This is a genomic window from Dinoroseobacter shibae DFL 12 = DSM 16493, assembly GCF_000018145.1.
GTDB lineage: Bacteria > Pseudomonadota > Alphaproteobacteria > Rhodobacterales > Rhodobacteraceae > Dinoroseobacter > Dinoroseobacter shibae.
The window spans coordinates 2,429,141-2,446,481 of record NC_009952.1 but is presented as its reverse complement, the minus strand read 5'-3'; the positions used below and the strand labels follow the sequence as shown (position 1 = coordinate 2,446,481).

General features: G+C 63.6%; 17 protein-coding genes and 1 tRNA gene. 11 read left to right on the top strand and 7 right to left on the bottom strand.

The annotated features are described in order from the left end of the window. Positions 1-14: 14 nt before the first annotated feature. The 3 genes from DSHI_RS11770 (at position 15) to DSHI_RS11760 (ending at position 1,918) form a co-directional block, all read left to right on the top strand. Positions 15-1,052 carry a cysteine synthase A gene (locus DSHI_RS11770; RefSeq protein WP_012178981.1) on the top strand — a complete coding sequence of 346 codons (1,038 nt, stop codon included), beginning with the start codon at positions 15-17 and terminating at the stop codon, positions 1,050-1,052. Beyond that, positions 1,049-1,768: an alanyl-tRNA editing protein gene (locus DSHI_RS11765; protein WP_012178980.1), complete on the top strand. Its 720-nt coding sequence runs from the start codon at positions 1,049-1,051 to the stop codon at positions 1,766-1,768. Before DSHI_RS11770 ends, DSHI_RS11765 begins: the two co-directional genes overlap by 4 nt. A gap of 60 nt (positions 1,769-1,828) precedes the next feature. Then, positions 1,829-1,918 (top strand) — tRNA-Ser (locus DSHI_RS11760). A 171-nt stretch (positions 1,919-2,089) separates the two neighbouring features. On the opposite strand, the gene DSHI_RS22605 is transcribed toward DSHI_RS11760, so the two are convergent. The 7 genes from DSHI_RS22605 to DSHI_RS11725 form a co-directional block, all read right to left on the bottom strand. After that, positions 2,090-2,605 carry a hypothetical protein gene (locus tag DSHI_RS22605; RefSeq protein WP_012178979.1) on the bottom strand — a complete coding sequence of 172 codons (516 nt, stop codon included), beginning with the start codon at positions 2,603-2,605 and terminating at the stop codon, positions 2,090-2,092. 464 nt (positions 2,606-3,069) lie between these two features. Next, on the bottom strand, positions 3,070-6,735 hold the full coding sequence (putA, locus tag DSHI_RS11750) for a bifunctional proline dehydrogenase/L-glutamate gamma-semialdehyde dehydrogenase PutA (RefSeq protein WP_012178978.1): 3,666 nt from the start codon (positions 6,733-6,735) through the stop codon (positions 3,070-3,072). A 187-nt stretch (positions 6,736-6,922) separates the two neighbouring features. After that, complete coding sequence (locus DSHI_RS11745; RefSeq protein ID WP_012178977.1) at positions 6,923-7,996, bottom strand: ornithine cyclodeaminase; 1,074 nt, start codon at positions 7,994-7,996, stop codon at positions 6,923-6,925. 8 nt (positions 7,997-8,004) lie between these two features. Further along, positions 8,005-8,931, bottom strand: a complete 927-nt coding sequence (gene rocF, locus DSHI_RS11740) for an arginase (protein WP_012178976.1) — start codon at positions 8,929-8,931, stop codon at positions 8,005-8,007. 677 nt (positions 8,932-9,608) lie between these two features. Continuing rightward, positions 9,609-9,878, bottom strand: a complete 270-nt coding sequence (locus DSHI_RS11735) for a DUF6522 family protein (protein ID WP_050757843.1) — start codon at positions 9,876-9,878, stop codon at positions 9,609-9,611. Further along, on the bottom strand, positions 9,875-10,108 hold the full coding sequence (locus DSHI_RS11730) for a hexameric tyrosine-coordinated heme protein (protein ID WP_012178974.1): 234 nt from the start codon (positions 10,106-10,108) through the stop codon (positions 9,875-9,877). Before DSHI_RS11730 ends, DSHI_RS11735 begins: the two co-directional genes overlap by 4 nt. Before the next feature lie 24 nt (positions 10,109-10,132). Further along, positions 10,133-10,552 carry an RrF2 family transcriptional regulator gene (locus DSHI_RS11725; RefSeq protein ID WP_012178973.1) on the bottom strand — a complete coding sequence of 140 codons (420 nt, stop codon included), beginning with the start codon at positions 10,550-10,552 and terminating at the stop codon, positions 10,133-10,135. 152 nt (positions 10,553-10,704) lie between these two features. Here DSHI_RS11725 and DSHI_RS11720 point away from each other — a divergent pair, with 152 nt between their 5' ends. The 8 genes from DSHI_RS11720 to DSHI_RS11685 all read left to right on the top strand — a co-directional run bounded on the left by DSHI_RS11720 (position 10,705) and on the right by DSHI_RS11685 (position 17,339). Beyond that, positions 10,705-11,100, top strand: a complete 396-nt coding sequence (locus DSHI_RS11720) for a group III truncated hemoglobin (RefSeq protein ID WP_245533005.1) — start codon at positions 10,705-10,707, stop codon at positions 11,098-11,100. Between the two features lie 15 nt (positions 11,101-11,115). Then, positions 11,116-11,604: a hemerythrin domain-containing protein gene (locus DSHI_RS11715; protein WP_012178971.1), complete on the top strand. Its 489-nt coding sequence runs from the start codon at positions 11,116-11,118 to the stop codon at positions 11,602-11,604. Positions 11,605-11,889: 285 nt separating this feature from the next. Further along, positions 11,890-13,089 (top strand): NnrS family protein, encoded by a 1,200-nt coding sequence (locus tag DSHI_RS11710; protein ID WP_157865323.1) that lies wholly within the window; start codon positions 11,890-11,892, stop codon positions 13,087-13,089. 21 nt (positions 13,090-13,110) lie between these two features. Beyond that, positions 13,111-13,413 carry a hypothetical protein gene (locus DSHI_RS11705; RefSeq protein WP_012178969.1) on the top strand — a complete coding sequence of 101 codons (303 nt, stop codon included), beginning with the start codon at positions 13,111-13,113 and terminating at the stop codon, positions 13,411-13,413. A 406-nt stretch (positions 13,414-13,819) separates the two neighbouring features. Beyond that, positions 13,820-14,173, top strand: a complete 354-nt coding sequence (locus DSHI_RS11700) for a hypothetical protein (RefSeq protein ID WP_012178968.1) — start codon at positions 13,820-13,822, stop codon at positions 14,171-14,173. 70 nt (positions 14,174-14,243) lie between these two features. Beyond that, a complete protein-coding gene (locus DSHI_RS11695) occupies positions 14,244-14,990 on the top strand; it encodes a hypothetical protein (protein WP_157865322.1) in 747 nt (248 codons plus the stop codon). Between the two features lie 52 nt (positions 14,991-15,042). Further along, positions 15,043-16,221 (top strand): N-acetyltransferase DgcN family protein, encoded by a 1,179-nt coding sequence (locus DSHI_RS11690; protein ID WP_012178966.1) that lies wholly within the window; start codon positions 15,043-15,045, stop codon positions 16,219-16,221. Then, positions 16,218-17,339, top strand: a complete 1,122-nt coding sequence (locus DSHI_RS11685; protein WP_012178965.1) for an alanine/ornithine racemase family PLP-dependent enzyme — start codon at positions 16,218-16,220, stop codon at positions 17,337-17,339. The genes DSHI_RS11690 and DSHI_RS11685 overlap by 4 nt, the downstream gene beginning before the upstream one ends. The last annotated feature ends 2 nt before the right edge of the window (positions 17,340-17,341 follow it).

Sequence of the window (17,341 nt, the reverse complement as noted above, 5' to 3'; positions counted from 1 at the left end):
AGAGGGAGACCGCCATGCACAGCTATCGTGACCTTGCGGAGGCCATTGGCCACACGCCGCTCATCCGCCTGAACGCGGCCAGCGAAGCGACCGGGTGCGAGATCCTTGGCAAGGCGGAATTCCTCAACCCCGGGCAGTCGGTGAAGGACCGTGCCGCCCTCTACATCATCCGCGATGCGGTGGCCCGCGGAACCCTGAAGCCGGGCGGCACAATTGTGGAAGGTACCGCCGGGAACACCGGTATCGGGCTGGCACTTGTCGGGGCCTCGATGGGGTTCAAGACCGTCATCGTCATCCCCGAAACCCAGTCCGAAGAGAAAAAGGACATGCTGCGCCTGGCGGGCGCGGACCTCGTGCAAGTGCCCGCCGCGCCTTACCGCAACCCCAACAATTACGTGCGCTACTCCGAACGGCTGGCCAAGCGGCTGGCCGAGACCGAGCCGCACGGGGCGATCTGGGCCAACCAGTTCGACAACGTCGCCAACCGCCAGGCCCATGTGGAAACCACCGGCCCCGAAATCTGGGACCAGACCGGCGGCAAGGTCGACGGGTTCATTTGTGCCGCAGGCTCCGGCGGCACCGTGGCGGGGGTGGGCCTCGCGCTCCAGCCCAAGGGCGTGAAGGTCGGCCTCGCGGACCCCGACGGCGCGGCGCTCTACAACTTCTACACGCAGGGCGAGCTGAAATCCGAAGGCTCCTCGATCTCCGAGGGGATCGGACAGGGGCGCATCACCGCCAATCTCGAAGGCTTCACCCCGGATTTCGCATGCAACGTGCCCGACAGCGAGGCTTTGCCGATCGTCTTCGACCTCTTGCGTCACGAAGGGATCTGCCTCGGCGGTTCCTCGGGCATCAACATCGCCGGGGCCATCCGCATGGCGCGGCATATGGGGCCGGGCCACACCATCGTAACGATCCTGTGCGACTACGGCACGCGCTACCAGTCCAAGCTCTTCAATCCCGATTTCCTGCGCAGCAAGGATCTGCCCGTGCCCGACTGGCTCGACGCAAACCCGCGCAGCCTGCCCGCGGTCTTCGAGGAGGTTCCATGACCCGGCTCCTGTTTCGCGACGATGCCTATCTGCAGGAGTGCACCGCCACGGTGACCGCCCTGACCCCCGAAGGCGGTATCGTCACCGACCAGACCGTGTTCTACGCCACGGGCGGCGGCCAGCCTGGCGACGCGGGCCGGATCGCCTGGGACGGCGGCGAGATCGAGATTGCGACCGCCGTCAAGCTGGACACCGGCGCCATCGCCCATGTCCCCGCAGAGGCCGCCTCCCTGCCACATGTGGGCGCCGGGCTTCGACTGAGCCTCGACTGGGCCCGCCGCCACCGGCATATGCGCATCCACACGGCGCTGCACCTTCTGTCGGTGGTGATCCCCTTGCCGGTCACCGGCGGGGCCGTCTCGGCCCAGAAAGGGCGGCTCGATTTCGACATGCCCGACGCGCCCGAAGATCGCGACGCCCTCGAAGCCCAACTCGCCACCCTGATCGAGCGGGACCTGCCCGTGGCCGACGAATGGATTACCGAGGCCGAACTGCTCGCCAAACCCGAGCTGGTGAAGACCATGGCCGTGAAACCGCCCTTGGTATCGGGGCAGGTGCGCCTGGTGCGCATCGGCGAAGGCGCCGAAACCGTCGATCTGCAGCCCTGCGGCGGCACCCATGTGGCACGCACGGGCGAGATCGGCCGGGTGGTCCTGGGCAAGATCGAGAAAAAGGGCCGCCAGAACCGGCGCGTCAATCTGCTGCTCGATCCGTAGGAAAACCCTCGGCCTGGGGACTTGCACCCGCCCCGGGTTTGGCGGTAAGACCCCTCGCACGGAGAGGTGGCCGAGTGGTCGAAGGCGCACGCCTGGAAAGTGTGTAGGCGGGAAACCGTCTCCAGGGTTCGAATCCCTGTCTCTCCGCCACTTGCCCTTGAGAAAGTGTTCTCCCGATCCGGCTGCGGCCGGATTTTTCCGTTGTTTTCGAGGGTTATGCACGAGGGGCCGTTCACCGGCCCCGGTGCGAAGAGGGCGCAAAGCGTTCTCTACGGGCTGATATTCTCCGGACCTCATGACTACGCCGATTTGGTGAATTTCTTATAGGTACACGTGAGATATAAAGAAAATCCAGCGTCCGAAATTGCTTGGATTGAAGTCGCGTTTGCGTTTGTTGCGACCGGTTTCGGAATTTCTCAGGCCATGGCCCATTCGAGCCTTTGCTTCCGACGCTCCCAATCGGGCATCCTCATCCATCTTCTCGGTGATAGCCCGGCGGGTCGCGCTGGCGATGCGATCGGCCTTTGAAGCCTCGGAGACCCCGGTCTCTTCGACGACTGCCTTAAGCGCGTCGGGATCGTTGATGTTCACCACCTCGATGATGGTTTCCGCCGGCATCGCAACGACATGGTCATCCAGCAGTTTCTGGATTTTCGGTTCGAATTCGCGGACGTCCACCGTCTCCTGGTAGCGAAGCTGGACAGACCGCTTCAGTTCAGAGAACTGCTTCCAGTCCCGCTTGAGTGCATCGATCCTGGTCTCATCGAAGACATCGAACAGCTTGTCCGACGAGAGCGAAAAGCCTGCCGGGGTGAAGGGTTTGCCCTGTGCTGTCACGATGTATGTCAGTTGTCCCGAAGATAATGTGTCAAGGACTTCGAGCAGCTGATGCAGGACAGGGAAGTGTACCGTTGTGCCTGTCTTTTGTTGCTTAATCGTCAGCCCGGCCTCGATCTGCGCGACATGTGCGCGGGTGTCGCAAGAAGTCTCTGAAAGTGTTCGGGCCTGATTACGGGTTCGGCAGACCAGGTCCTAATGGCGCGCCTGCCAAGCCGCGACGAGATGGGCGGGACCCTTGACCTGCTGTAAGGCACTCCACCCACGGAATCGCGAGCGCAGTGCGAGACTCGACACCCTAAAGGTCCTTTTTCCAAAGAAACACGAATTCACAAGCTTTGGTCGGATGGCGCATATGCAAATCCAATGAATGGCTCCGAATCGTCCAAGTCCGCAAGGTTACGCGCTGTGCGATGCTGGGCGAGGGCAACGTCGGGCCAATTCCGGAGGGATCGGGCCTTCTTTCACGACGAGGCGGCCAGCAATTTGGCATTGCCGCCTGCCGCCGTCGTGTCGATGCACAGGTGGCGTTCGAGCACGTACCGCTCGGGCGCGATTTCGTCGACGATCAGCGGGATGATTGGTCCGTCGCGTTGGGACAAGGCGACCCGCAGGGTGCGCGTCCAATCCGAAGCGCCGGCAGCGGCGACGACCTCTATGCCTGTGAGCTCTGTCAGGGTTACACAGTCGACCGTGCCGTCGAGGGTCACGACAGGGGCGCCCGCGTCGGAGAGCGGTTGGGACAGGGGCGTGCTGCCGGGCAGGGCAATCACCACCGCGCATCCTGCGCCAAGTGCCTGCACCGCCTGGGCCATCGCGATTTCCGGGGTGGGGCCGAGGCACAGGACCGTGCCGCGCGGGACCATGCTCAGGCGGTTACTCTCGCCGGTCGGCCCCGGCAGCGTCTGCGGGGACATGTCGAAGGCCGCCGTTTCCGACAAGGCGCGGCGCACCACGCCGGTACTGCCACTGAGCGCCATGCGCAAGATGTGCACCCGGTCCGGCCGTGCGGCCCAGTTTCGCGCATCGAGCGACGACAGGGCCGTGTTCAGTGCCGCTTTGCCGAGCACAGCCCCTTGCGGGGCGGGATGGCTGGTGGACTTTCCGACCTTGCGGAAGCGGGTCAGGTAAAGCGGCCCTCCCGCCTTCGGACCGGTTCCCGAAAGCCCTTCGCCGCCAAAGGGCTGACTGCCCACGATGGCGCCGATCTGGTTGCGGTTGACGTAGACATTGCCGACCTGGATTCGTTCGACGATCTGTTCGACCCGGTCGTCGATCCGCGTGTGAAGGCCGAAAGTCAGGCCGTAGCGGCGCGCATTGATGGCGTCCACCACCTGGTCGATCTCGTTCGCCTTGAAGGTCGCGACATGCAGAACGGGGCCGAAGATTTCGCGTTCCATGTCCGCGATGCCGCCCACCTTGACGATGGCCGGGGTGACATAGGTACCGCTGTCGGGTGCGGCGAGCGTCTTGATCAGGGTGCCCGCTTTCCGGTGCTGGTCGATATAGCCCAGGATATCGCTCTGGGCGTCGGCATCGATCACGGGGGACACATCGACATCCAGGTTCCAGCTGTCGCCGATCACCAGCGCATCGAGCGCGCCCGACAGCATCTCCATCAGCTTGTCATGCACGTCTTCCTGAACGTAGAGAATGCGCAGGGCGGAACAGCGCTGGCCAGCCGACTGGAACGAAGAGATCAGGATATCGCGCACGGCCTGTTCGTGCAGGGCGGTGGAATCGACGATCATCGCGTTCAGACCACCGGTTTCGGCGACCAGAACCGCCTCTGGTCCGGCGTTCTTCGCCAGTGCCTTGTGGATGATCATCGCCACTTCGGTGGAGCCTGTGAAACAGACCCCGGCAATGCGCGGATCGCTGGTCAGCGGACCGCCAACCATTGGACCGTCGCCGGGCAAAAGCTGGAGGGCGGCGTCGGGCAGGCCGCAGTCGCGCATCATCTGCACCGCGCGAGCGGCGATGATCGGCGTCTGTTCGGCCGGTTTGGCCAGCACCGCGTTGCCCATGACGAGAGCCGCCGCGATCTGGCCGGTGAAGATGGCCAGCGGGAAGTTCCAAGGACTGATGCAGACGAAGATACCGCGCGGACGGCCCGGATCCTCTTCTTCCAGACGTTCGGCCTCGTTCGCATAGAAGCGCAGGAAATCAACTGCTTCGCGCACTTCGGCAATGCCGTCGAGGACGGTCTTTCCGGCCTCGCGCGTGGTGATCGCGGTGAGTTCGGCGATGTTGTCTTCGTACATGTCGGCCAGTTTGCGCAACATATCGGCGCGCTCGGACACGGGCCGGGCCGACCAGTCTCTGAAGCCGGTTTCGGCGGCATCGAGCGCGCAGGCGACATCCTCGGCGGAGGCCTCCTGAACGGTGCCGACAAGGCGGGTCTTGTCCGCGGGCGAATGCACCTCGCGCGTGGGCCCGGTCGGGTCACGGCCCCCGGCCAGCATCGGTCGTGCATGCCAGGTGGTCTCGGCGAAGGCTTCGCGCGCAGTCATCAGCGGGAGGATCGATGCCGGTTCGTTGACGCGGTAGCCTCTGGAGTTGCGCCGGTCGGGGGCAAAGAGGTCGGATGGTTGCCGGATCGCCGGGTTCGGGATCTGATCGCCCAGCTTCTCCATCTCGGATACCGGATCGGCGGAGATCGCCTCGGCGGGGATGTCGGGATCGACGATCTGGTTCACAAAGGATGAGTTGGCCCCGTTTTCGAGAAGGCGGCGGACGAGATAGGCCAGAAGATCCTGATGCGCGCCGACCGGCGCATAGATCCGGCACCGGGTGCCTTCGGTCTCCTTGACGATCTGATGCAGCGACGCGCCCATTCCATGCAGGCGCTGGAATTCGAAGCAGTCTCTGGCGTTGCCGGCCATCTGCAAGACGGCGGCACAGGTATGGGCGTTGTGGGTGGCAAACTGCGGATAGATTCGGTCGCGCCGGTCCAGCAGCATTTGTGCACAGGCCATATAGCTCACATCGGTATTGTTCTTGCGGGTAAAGACCGGAAACCGTTCCACCCCCAATTCCTGCGCCAGTTTGATCTCGGTGTCCCAGTAGGCGCCCTTGACGAGCCGCACCATGATCTTCCGATCATACCGCTCTGCCATGTCATACAGGGTCTCGATGACGGGCCCGGCACGGCGGCCATAGGCTTGCACGACAACGCCGAACCCGTCCCACCCGTCGAGATCCGGGTCTGACATCATCGCTTCGATCACATCGAGCGAGAGATCGAGCCGGTCCTGTTCCTCTGCGTCGACATTGAAGCCGATACCGGCCTGGGCGGCTTGTTTTACCAGTGCCGCCGCGCGGGGCACCAAGTCTGCCATCACCGAATGTCGGTGGGTGTATTCGTAGCGTGGGTGCAGGGCCGACAACTTGACCGAGATGCCGGGCGAGGAGCGAACATCCCCCGTGGCCTGCCTGGCAATTGCCGTGATTGCCTGGGCATAGGCGGCATGATAGCGCCTGGCATCGGCGTCGGTGCGGGCCGCTTCGCCAAGCATGTCGTAGGAATAGGTGAACCCCTTTTTTTCCAACTCGCGGGCGTTCTTCAGGCCTTCCTCAATGGTCTGACCTAGAACGAATTGTCGTCCCAGCACCTTCATCGATTGGCCGACAGCGGTGCGCACGACCGGCTCGCCCAGGCGCTTGACCAGCCCGCGCAGGGCGCGCGCCGGCCCCCTGGGGTCTTCATCCAGAACCTTGCCGGTCAACATCAGCGCCCAGGTCGATGCATTCACCAAAGAAGACGAGGAATGGCCCAGATGCGCGCCCCAGTTCGATGGCGCAACCTTGTCCTCGATCAGATCATCAATGGTGTCCGCATCCGGGACGCGCAGCAACGCTTCGGCGAGGCACATCAGGCCCACGCCTTCGGATGTCGAGAGACCATATTCGGCCAGAAACGCCTCCATCATAGAGGGCCTGGTCTCGTTTCTGACCCTTGTCACGTATCGGGCCCCGGCAGCGGCGGCCTTCTCGCGTTCGTGTGCCGACAGTTTGATGCGGGCGGCCAGAGATTTCAGAAGCGCGGTTTCCTCGGCGGTGTAATGCGCGCGCACCTGGGCGCGAAACGGATTGTCGATCTGACTGGATATGTCGAACGCCCTGTTCATTTTCGTCTCTCCCAAAGGTGCCTTGATCTCCGGCCCTGCCAGCTCGCCCCTTGCTCGGTGTGCCTCCCGACCGGACAGGTTGACGTCCCGCCTGCATTTCGGGAGCATAACGTGGACGCGCGGATTGCGCATCTGCCGTTCTTCGATCGGCTCGCGGCGACGTGCAAAGCTGCGTCTTGATGGCCGCTCAGCGAGGTCGCGCGCGCTGGATCATGCCGAACAGATCGCGGGGGTCGTCGGGGTCGGCGATGATGTCGAGGTCCTCGTAGAAGGGATGGTCCTTCAGCTTGTCACGCAGGTAGCGCAAGGCCGAGAAATCTTCGATGGCAAAGCCCACGCCGTCAAACAGCGTGATCTGGCGGTCATTGATGCGCCCAGGTGCCGCTCCGGTGATGACTTGCCACATCTCGGTCACAGGGAAGTCCTCCGGCATCTGCTGGATCTCGCCCTCGATCCGGGTCTGTGGCGGATACTCCACGAAGACGTCGGACCGGATCAGGATATCCTTGTGCAATTCGGTCTTGCCGGGGCAGTCGCCTCCGATAGCGTTGATGTGCAGGCCTGCGCCGACCATGTTGTCGGTCAGGATCGTGGCGAATTGCTTGTCGGCGGTGCAAGTGGTGATGATCTGCGCGCCCTCGATGGCCTCTTCCGGGGTGGCGCAGGGGATCAGCTCGAAACCCTGTCCGGTCAGGTTACGCCGCACTTTTTCTGTCGCCGCCCGGTCGATATCGTAAAGCCGCAGCGTGTCGATGCCGCAGATCGCGCGCATCGCCAGCGCCTGAAATTCCGATTGTGCACCGTTGCCGATCATCGCCATGACCCTGCTGCCCTTCGGCGCGAGGTGGCTGGCGACCATGGCAGATGTCGCCGCGGTGCGAAGCGCGGTCAGCACCGTCATCTCCGTCAGGAGTTCCGGATAGCCGGTATCGACCCGCGCGAGCAGACCGAAAGCGGTCACGGTCTGTAGCCCATCCTTCGTGTTTCTGGGATGGCCGTTGACGTATTTGAAACCGTAATCCTCACCATCGGATGTCGGCATCAGTTCGATCACCCCCTCCGGCGAATGGCTGGCAACGCGCGGGGTCTTGTCGAATTTCTCCCAGCGGCGGAAATCGTCTTCGATGTAGCGGGCAAGGTCCCTGAGCATGGTCTCGATGCCGATACTGTGGACCAGCTTCATCATGTTCTCGACGCTGACAAAGCGGATATAGGCAAGGTCGGAGGGGCCAGGGACCGGGTCGTTGGCAGATGCGGACATGAGTTTGCTCACGAATGGCTGCGGGTTGGGCGGTCGAACACTCGCCGACCGAAAAGCGACGCGGTGAGATCGACCATGAGCGATGCGGTGCGCCCGCGATCGTCGAGGAAGGGGTTCAGTTCCACAAGGTCGAGGGAGGAGACAAGTCCGCTGTCATGCAGCATCTCCATCACCAGGTGCGCCTCGCGGAAGGTGGCGCCGCCGGGGACGGTGGTGCCGACGGCGGGGGCGATGGCGGGTTCCAGGAAATCGACATCGAGCGAAACATGCAGCATGCCACCCGCCGTTGCGACTCGCGCCAGGAACGCGCTTAGTGGGGCGGCGATACCATGCTCGTCGATCTGGCGCATATCGATCGCAGTCATGCCGGATTGTGCTATGAAATTGCGCTCCGATGCATCGACCGAGCGCAATCCGATGAAGCAGATGTTTTCCGGCGGTACTGGCGCGGTGAGTGTCGGGAATCCGTCAAACCCGGCTTGACCCGTGATGTAGGCGACAGGCGTGCCGTGCAGATTTCCCGATAGGGTGGTCGTCGGCGTGTTGATATCAGGATGCGCATCCAGCCAGAGCACGAAAAGCGGACGATCCTGGCCCGCGGCATGAGCTGAGACGCCGGCAACCGTGCCCAGTGACAGCGCGTGATCGCCCCCCAGAAAGATCGGAAAGCCTTGCCCGATGGCCGCCTGCGCGGCCTCTGACAGCAGTCTTGTCCATGTGATCGTTTCCGAAAGCGCGTGCAACTCTCCGGGTGGGGTGTCGGCCACCCAGGTTGGGCCCGGCAGGTTGCCGCGATCCTCTGTTTGCCAGCCCAGATCGCCGAGGGTGTCAATCAGTCCGGCGGTGCGATACGCGTCCGGGCCCATGAGGCAGCCACGGCGGCGCTTGCCGCAGTCCATGCCAGCCCCGATCAGAATGCATTTCTGCGTGCGCATGCCTTGGTCCCTTCCCCGCGTGCTGCGGTGATCGCCCCTTTACCATACATGCCGCGCCGGTTTGCTGCGCGCCTTCGCAGGGGGCGTGCGAGGGGCAGTCTCTTCAAACCCCGAGCGTTCCGAACCGCCTTTTCGTATTCGGGGTACATTTGCCAGCGGGCAGGATGACACCTCCCAATCGGGGATGATGCTTCGAAGTCAATCTGCGCGGATATGTCGACAGAGCCATTTTGCCTTACCATCTGGCTCATTTCCGCATTTAAACCCGCTGTATCACGGAGCGCCCGTGGGTCAACGGTTTGCTTGCGGCGCTTGGCTGATCGGGCTGTCCGCCAGGGACGTCGAAGAGCAGAAACCGATCATTTATCGGTAACGGTTCATTCGACTCTGATGCTCCGCCAGCGCGCGGTTTCTCGGTATCTTCCCGGGGGTGGCTGTTTGAGCCGTGCCGGTGTCGGCGATACGTCCCTGCGTGATGTGGTGCGCCGGTCGTTGGGTGACGCAGGTCGGATTCTTGCCCATGGGACAGGGCCATCACATTGCGATGCCTGCCTTCGGGCCAAGGCTGCGGGCTTCGACTGCTCCTGCGGATGTGGCCCCGGGAAAGGTGCTGGACTCGGGCGGATAGCGTGCCGCGCGGACTGAGGTTAAAGACGACGTTGGGCAGAGCCTGTGTCTCAGGTTGCCCGGCCCGGTCTCGGGGCGTCGAAGCGGGTCCGCCGCAGAACCTGACCGGTATCGTCGATGGTCAGCCGAAACGCACGACCGGCGTGATAGAAGGTCAGGCGCCAACGCCCCGCATCCGATCCCTCGCCCTTTTCGCAGAGCGATGTGATGTCTCCCGACTTCATGCCCGGATGCACCATGGACGGCGCTATGCCGAAGGCTTCGGCCAGCAGTTCCGCGTCCACGACGATACCGTCTGCCCCGACTTCCACCTGCATCATGGTGTGTCCCTCCAGTAGCCGTTGGCGGCCGCCACGGTTGCGAAATGGGTCGCGACCACCTGGCTGACGGCGATCAGCGCGTCGGCGTCTTCGGCATACTCCGGGCGCATGCGATCGCGGGCCTCCGCATCCGGCTGGGTCAGCTTGATGGCAACGCGCGCGAGTTTGACGGCAAGATCATAGCCCTCCTCTGGGGTGGCGGTGGTCAGGGTGGGTAGCCATGATGACATGGAGTTTCCTTCCGTTTCAGGGTGTCAGGCGGCGTTGCGGGGCTCCGACAACGCGATATCGGCCAGGGTGGAACGATCGAGGTCGGTGAGAAAGGCGCGTTCCGCCGCACGAAGCCGAGCCTTCAGGCCGCACTGGCGGTCGATCGTGCAACTATGCGGGCCGGAGCCGAAGCATTCCACAATGGGCTGATCCTGTTCCAGCACGGCGATCACGCGTCCAAGGCGCAGCTCCGACGCCGGTTGCGCCAATGTCGCGCCGCCGCCGCCCCCGCGCCGGGTCTCGACGATCCCGGCCCGGGACAGCCGCTGCATGATCTTGCTCAGATGATGGCGCGACAGGTCGAACTCCTCCGCCAGATCTGCCGTGGAGAAGGCACGCTCTGGCGCACTGGCCATGCGCATCAGCATCCGCAGTCCGTAATCGGTGAAGGAGGTCAGGCGCATCGGGTCGCACTCCGTTCAATTGGTATTTACAATGCGTATTAACAGGTCTACCGCTGGATGCAAGGCACTTGACCCCGGAGGCCCTCTTGGCCGTGTTGAAACAACAAATACCCCGCATTGCCTCGGCGCGCCCGGAAATGACACGCACGGTCATGCGTGATACCGGCCTGGATGAAGCGCAGCTCCGGGAGTTGGTCCACCGCTTCTACAAGAAGGTGCGTGACGACGGCACGCTCGGACCGATCTTTGCAGACCGCATCTCGGACTGGGACCCACATATGGCCCGCATGGTCGATTTCTGGTCCTCGGTCGCACTGATGACCGGGCGGTATCACGGTGCACCTTTGCCGGCGCATACGGGCCTGCCGGTCACGCGGGCGCATTTCGATCACTGGCTCATGCTCTTCCGCGAGACTGCGCGCGAGGTCTGCACGCCGCAAGGCGCGGACCACGTCATTTCCCGCGCCGAACGCATTGCGCGGTCTCTGCACATGGCTGTGCAGAATGCTCAAGCCATCTGCCCCCATGCCATCCCAAGCCTGCAGTGACGAAAGGACGTCATCATGACTGACCAGCCTCCCCTCCACGATCCAGCCGAGCTGACCCGCTACATCGAGACACGGTATCACGCCCGTCACCGCGATCAGCTGCCGCTGCTGGCGGAATTGTCCGCGATGGTCGAAGCGGTGCATATCGATGATCCTCGTGCGCCTGCCGGGCTTGCCGCAGTGCTCGATCGCATGATCGGTGACATGGAAGTTCACATGAAAAAAGAGGAGTTGATCCTGTTTCCCGCCATTCGCAACGGGGGCGGCCCTGGTATCGAAAACCCCATCGCCGCGATGCGCGCCGATCACGATAACCATGCGTTCGAGCTGTCCGAGATCCGGCGTATCACGGGTGGTCCGGATCTGCCCGACGATGCCTGCGGAAGCTGGACGCGCCTTTACAGGGGTCTCGAAGAGTTCATGGACGATCTGCAGGAGCATATCCGGCTGGAGAACGACGTACTGTTTCCGCAGTTCGAGAGGGAAACACGGCTGGAGGCCTGAGAACAGGCCGCAGAGGGGGTCTGGGCGGTCGCGCCCAGGCGCCCGAAGGCGGCCGGGCAGCCGCAGAGGGAAGAGCGCCATGACCGGCGACAGATCAGGTGGATCGAGTGCATTGCCTCATGAGATGGCGCGGAGAGGCCGCGAACCCTGCGACGCGGCTGCCGAACGCGCCGATGACGAGCTGCGATGGCGCAAGATCCCAAGGGGGGCGTCTGCCGCAAACCCTTGGCAAAGGCTGCGAAATCATGGGATCGAAAGCGAAGTTCGACGGAAGGAAAGCGTGACGTGAGGACCACAAGCGAACAGATGCGAGCCTGGACGGGACCTGCGGTGTTGTCCTACGGGTTCCGACCGTTCTTTTTGGCTGCCGGCCTGTGGGCCGCCGCCGCGATGGTCGCCTGGATCGCCATGCTTTCCGGGCAGGATGTGCTGCCCACTGCGTTCGATCCTGTTTCGTGGCATGCCCATGAGTTCCTGTTCGGGTATCTGGGGGCCGTGGTCGCGGGGTTCATGCTGACCGCTGTGCCGAACTGGACCGGGCGGCTTCCCCTTGTGGGTTGGCCGCTGGCGGGACTGTTTGCGCTCTGGCTGGCGGGGCGCTTGGCGGTATCGATTTCGGAGGTCCTTCCGGCCCTTGTGGTTGCCGCCGCCGATCTTTCCTTTGCTGTCCTTCTCGCATTGGCCATGACGCGCGAGATCGTGGCGGGCCGTAACTGGCGCAACCTGACGATCCTGGCCCTTCTGGCCACGTTCATCCTGGCCAATGGCCTGTTTCACTGGGAGGCGGCCCGGGGAGGTAATGCGGCCGGTGGCTTTGGTCTGCGCCTGGGGCTGGCGGCCGGGTTGATGATGATCGCCGTGATCGGGGGACGGATCATTCCGTCATTCACCCGCAACTGGTTGGTCAAGCGGGGCGATACGGTCCTTCCAGCGCCCCCCATGCAGGCGTTCGACAAACTGACGCTTCTTGTCTTGCTGGGCGCACTGCTGGCTTGGGTGGGCTGGCCGCTGCATGTTCTGACTGGTGGGCTACTCGTCGCAGCAGGCTTGCTTCATCTGGCGCGGCTGACCCGGTGGTCATGGCAGCGCACGGCGTCCGAACCGTTGGTTTGGGTGCTGCATCTCGCGTACCTGTTCCTGCCGATGGGGGCGGTCCTGCAAGGTCTGGCGACCCTCCGGCCGGAACTCGTCGGCACGGCACCGGCACAGCACGTTTGGATGGCGGGGTGTATCGGGCTGATGACCCTTGCGGTCATGACACGGGCGACCTTGGGCCACACCGGCCGGGCGCTCACAGCGGGCAGCGGCACGACGGCGATCTATCTTCTGATCGTGGCAGCGGTCCTGTCGCGGGCGCTGGCGGGCGTCTGGCCGGCATGGGCCAGCATGTTGCACGCGCTTTCGGCGGTGTTCTGGATCGCGGCTTTCGGGGGTTTCTCGCTGCTCTATGGCGGATTGCTTCTGCGCCCCAAACCAGCCGCATAGGCGCCGGGCCGGACCCGCGACGTGTTCGTGGAGCTCACTGCGACTGACCGACATGGCGCGAGCGCCGCGGGCGTGGTTCGCAACGACGGGTTTACCGTGTCGGAAGATGACGTGTTGACCGTCACCGTGCCGGCCAATGACACGCTGTCCGGTAACCTCACCGGGCTGGAACTGGTCGGTCCGGCCCCCGAGGGCGAAAGGCTGGATCTGGCCAGGGGCGGCACCTTCACCTTCGCACGCGCCCCGGCGCTGCAGGCGCTCGCACAGACAGGACGTTGCCAGTTTCGCCATCGTTGCAATCTTGTTGTTAAAAGGGTACCTTGACCGAAGATCAGTCATCGCAGGGTGCAGGGTCAAGTAACGCGCCGTACTTTTGCTGACCGTCTGTACATCTTGAAAATCCGGTGGTCGGTGCCTCGTCATTGGGCGCGTTGACCTGCCGCTTGCCGACGTTTTCCCCCGGACCCCCGACGGGCCTGTCTACGTCGTTTTTATCGGACCAAACCGTCACCTGGGGCCGAGACCCGATCGCGGTTGGTGTCGGCCGCGAGTGCGGGAGCGCTCGTCTGCCAAAGGCATTTACGGGCACGTCGCGCCAGATAGGTGTGCAGGCGAGCTTTGTCATGCTGCATCGGTTAAAGAGACCAAGAAAGCGCGTTGGCCCGGGATCGGGCCTGCGCACGTAGTTCGACAAAAGTGTGGCGGCGCTTCCTCCGTCAAAGGATTCAGAATGACTTTTCCAGAATGGACGAAACCCGGCATCTATGGGGCTTTAGGCGGTGCGATCGCGATATCCATCCTTGGCTTCAACTTCGGTGGCTGGACCACCGGCGGCAGCGCGCGGGAGATGGCGGAGGACATGGCAAGCGAGGCTGTAACCACCGCCATGGTGCCGGTCTGCCTGAGCATGGCAGCGGCCGATCCTGCGCGCTTGGAGAAGACGGCCCTCGTCCAGGAAGCGTCGACATTCAACCGCAGCAGGGTCTTGATGGACACGGGCTGGGCGACCTTGCCCGGTACCGATACGCCCAGCCGCGACTTGGCGAATGCCTGTTTGCCGGGGCTCGAGCTGGATGGGTCGTGATCCCGCAGCGCGTCCGTCGCCGGTCCGGTCGGTTCTTGCAATCTGCGCACGGCCACAGGCGCGTCTTGTTATGCAGCTCTGGCTCGGTACGCTCTGTGCGGTGATGCTCATGGCCCTGCCGAGCTTTGCGCAGCCGGTACCGGATAATGCCAGCGCCAAAAGCTATGGGGACGGTTGGGAATGCGATATCGGCTACAGGCAGAGAGAGGATCTCTGTGCCGCAGTGGTCGTTCCTGAAAACGCCTATGCAACCAACCGCAGTTATGGGCGTGGATGGGCCTGCCTTCATGGCTTCCTGGAGCGTGATCGGACGAGCTGCGTCGCCGTGGTGGTGCCCGAGGGCGCGTTTCTCGACCCTTCGGGTGAGCGCTGGCATTGCCTGCGGGGTTTTGCGAGGCGAGACGGCGCCTGCGTGGAGGTGATCGTGCCTGAGAATGCGTTCCTGACGGAGTCGCGTGCAGGCTCCGCCTGGGCATGTGCGCGCGGGTTCGAGGCGGTTGGGGATCTCTGCGCACCCATCGATGTACCAGCCAATGCCTTTCTGAACACGTCGCGCTTCGGACAGCCCTGGACCTGCGCGCGCGGCTTCTACCAGCAGGGAGAACTGTGCCCGCCCGTCAAGATCCCTGAGAACGCGTATTTTGACGACTCAACGTATGGCACCGGATGGAAATGCGCTCGGGGATACACGGCCTCCGCCACCGGATGCGATGTGATTGCGTTGCCATCAAATGCCCATCTCGATCGGTCAGGAAACCGCTGGGCCTGCAACCGGAATTTCCAGAGGTTCAACGACCGGTGCGTTCTCAATGACTAGACAAGTCGCACCAGCCGCGCGGCACCGAATTCCAATCCCGAGGGGACAAGCCATGCCATACGAATACAATACCGACACGACAATCCGCCGTCCCGTTCGCGGGGCACAGGCGCCCCCCGTTTTGCCTGTCGCCGCCCGAAGCCCCGTGCCGCCGACAGCGGTGGTCTATTGCGATGGTCACTTCGGCGAGATCGACGGCAAGACCGCCAATGGCCTTGTCCGGCATTCCGAGGCTTACCGAATACTCTCGGTGATCGACCGCGGGCGCAGCGGCCAGGATAGCGGGCTGGTCCTTGACGGGGTTGCCAACCGCATCCCGATCCTCGGCAGTCTGGCGGATGCGCTCGCGCACGCGCCGAAAGTCCCCGAGACCTTTATTCTCGGCATGGCGCCAGCAACGGGGCGGCTCTCCGTCAAGGATCGCGCGGTGGTTCTGGACGCAATTGCGCACGGTATGACCATCGTCAGCGGATTGCATGAGTACCTGAGCGATGATCCGCAGATCGCGGCTCAAGCCGCCGCGCACCGGGTCACCATCCGCGACATGCGCAAACCCAAGCCAAACAAGGACATGCGCCTCTTCGATGGCAGCATCTCCGGGGTGAAGGCCCTGCGCATCGCGGTTCTGGGCACCGACTGCGCAATCGGCAAGCGGACGACCGCAACTGTGCTGGCCCGCGCACTGAGCGACGCAGGTTTCCGGACGGCGCTCGTGGGCACCGGGCAGACCGGCCTGATGCAGGGCGCCAAGTACGGGGTTGCGATGGATGCGGTGCCGCCGCAATTCTGCTGCGGCGAACTCGAAGGCGCGATCCTGGCCGCAGCGGCAGCAGAACAGCCCGATATCATCGTTATCGAAGGGCAGGGGGCCCTGAGCCACCCTGCATTTTGCACTTCGGCCTTCATCTTGCGCGGTAGCCAGCCGGATGCCGTGATCCTGCAACACGCGCCGAAACGGGCCCGTCGTTGCGACTTTCCAGGGATGCCCATGCCGTCAGCGGCCAGCGAGATCGCTTTGATCGAAGCTTTCGCGGACACCCGTGTCATCGGCCTCACCCTAAACCACGAGGGCATGTCCGATGCCGAGATCACCGCCGCGATCGCAACGATGACCTGTAAGCTCGGGGTGCCGGTGACCGATGCCCTGCGACGCCCTGGAGCGGACCTCGTCTCCATGGTCCTTGCCGCCTATCCCGGCGTGCGGCAAGGCACTTACGGGGTTGCCGTATGAAGAACCCGCGCCTCGAGGTCGATCTGTGCAAGATCCGCCACAATGCGCAAACGCTTGCCGGGCGGCTGACACCGCGTGGCCTTGGCATCACGGCCGTGACCAAGGCTGTGTGCGGGAACCCCGCCATTGCGCGCGCCATGCTTGAGGGAGGTGCAGTGGGGCTTGCAGAGGCGCGTCTGCGTAACGTCCGCAGGTTGCGTGAGGCTGGGCTGACCTGTGCTGTCACTCTGATCCGCACGCCGATGCTGAGCGAGGCTGCGGAAGTCGTCCGGCTCTGCGAGACCAGTTTCAACTCCGATCTGCGTGTCATCTCGGCGCTTTCGGCCGAATCCTGCCCACGCAGGGCAGCGCATGGCATCATTCTGATGGTCGAGATGGGCGATTTGCGCGAAGGCATTCTGCCAGAGGAACTCGGTGCGTTGGCTCTGCGTGTGCGCGCCTTGCCGGGGGTCGTATTGCAGGGGATCGGAGCGAATTTCGCCTGTTTCGGAGGGCAAGCGCCCGAACCGGCCATCATGATGGCCCTGTCCGACATTGTCGTCGAGACCGAGCGCACCTGCGGTGTCATCCTGCAAACTGTGTCCGGCGGCAACTCGGCCAACCTTCCCTGGGCAATGGGTGCGACTCCGACGGGACGGATCACCGACCTGCGGCTGGGCGAGGCCATCCTCCTCGGGGTGGAGCCGGTGTCCGGTGACCGGATCGCGGGGCTTCACACCGATGCCATTACCCTTGTCGCCGAAGTTATCGAGGCGGGCTTCAAGTCCTTGCCAAGCCGGGCAGCCAAGGCCACCGCGTCTGGTCGCAGGATCCGACCCAGCCGAACAACCCGGCTCATCCTTGCCCTTGGAGTGCAGGACACGGATGTACAGGGGCTGGTCATGCCCGTCGGCACCACCTTTGTGGGGGCGACCAGCGATCACCTCGTCGTCGTTACACAGAACGCACTGCCAAGGCCGGGCGGCGAGATGCGCTTCCAATTGAATTACAGTGCCTTGATGCGGGCAATGGCAGCCCCGGACATCGAGACGGTTCTTCGCTGTGACCGGCCACCAACGGATGCGTCCTATGCCGTCGCGGACCCTGTACTCGCGCAACACCGACACCACCAATATTGAGG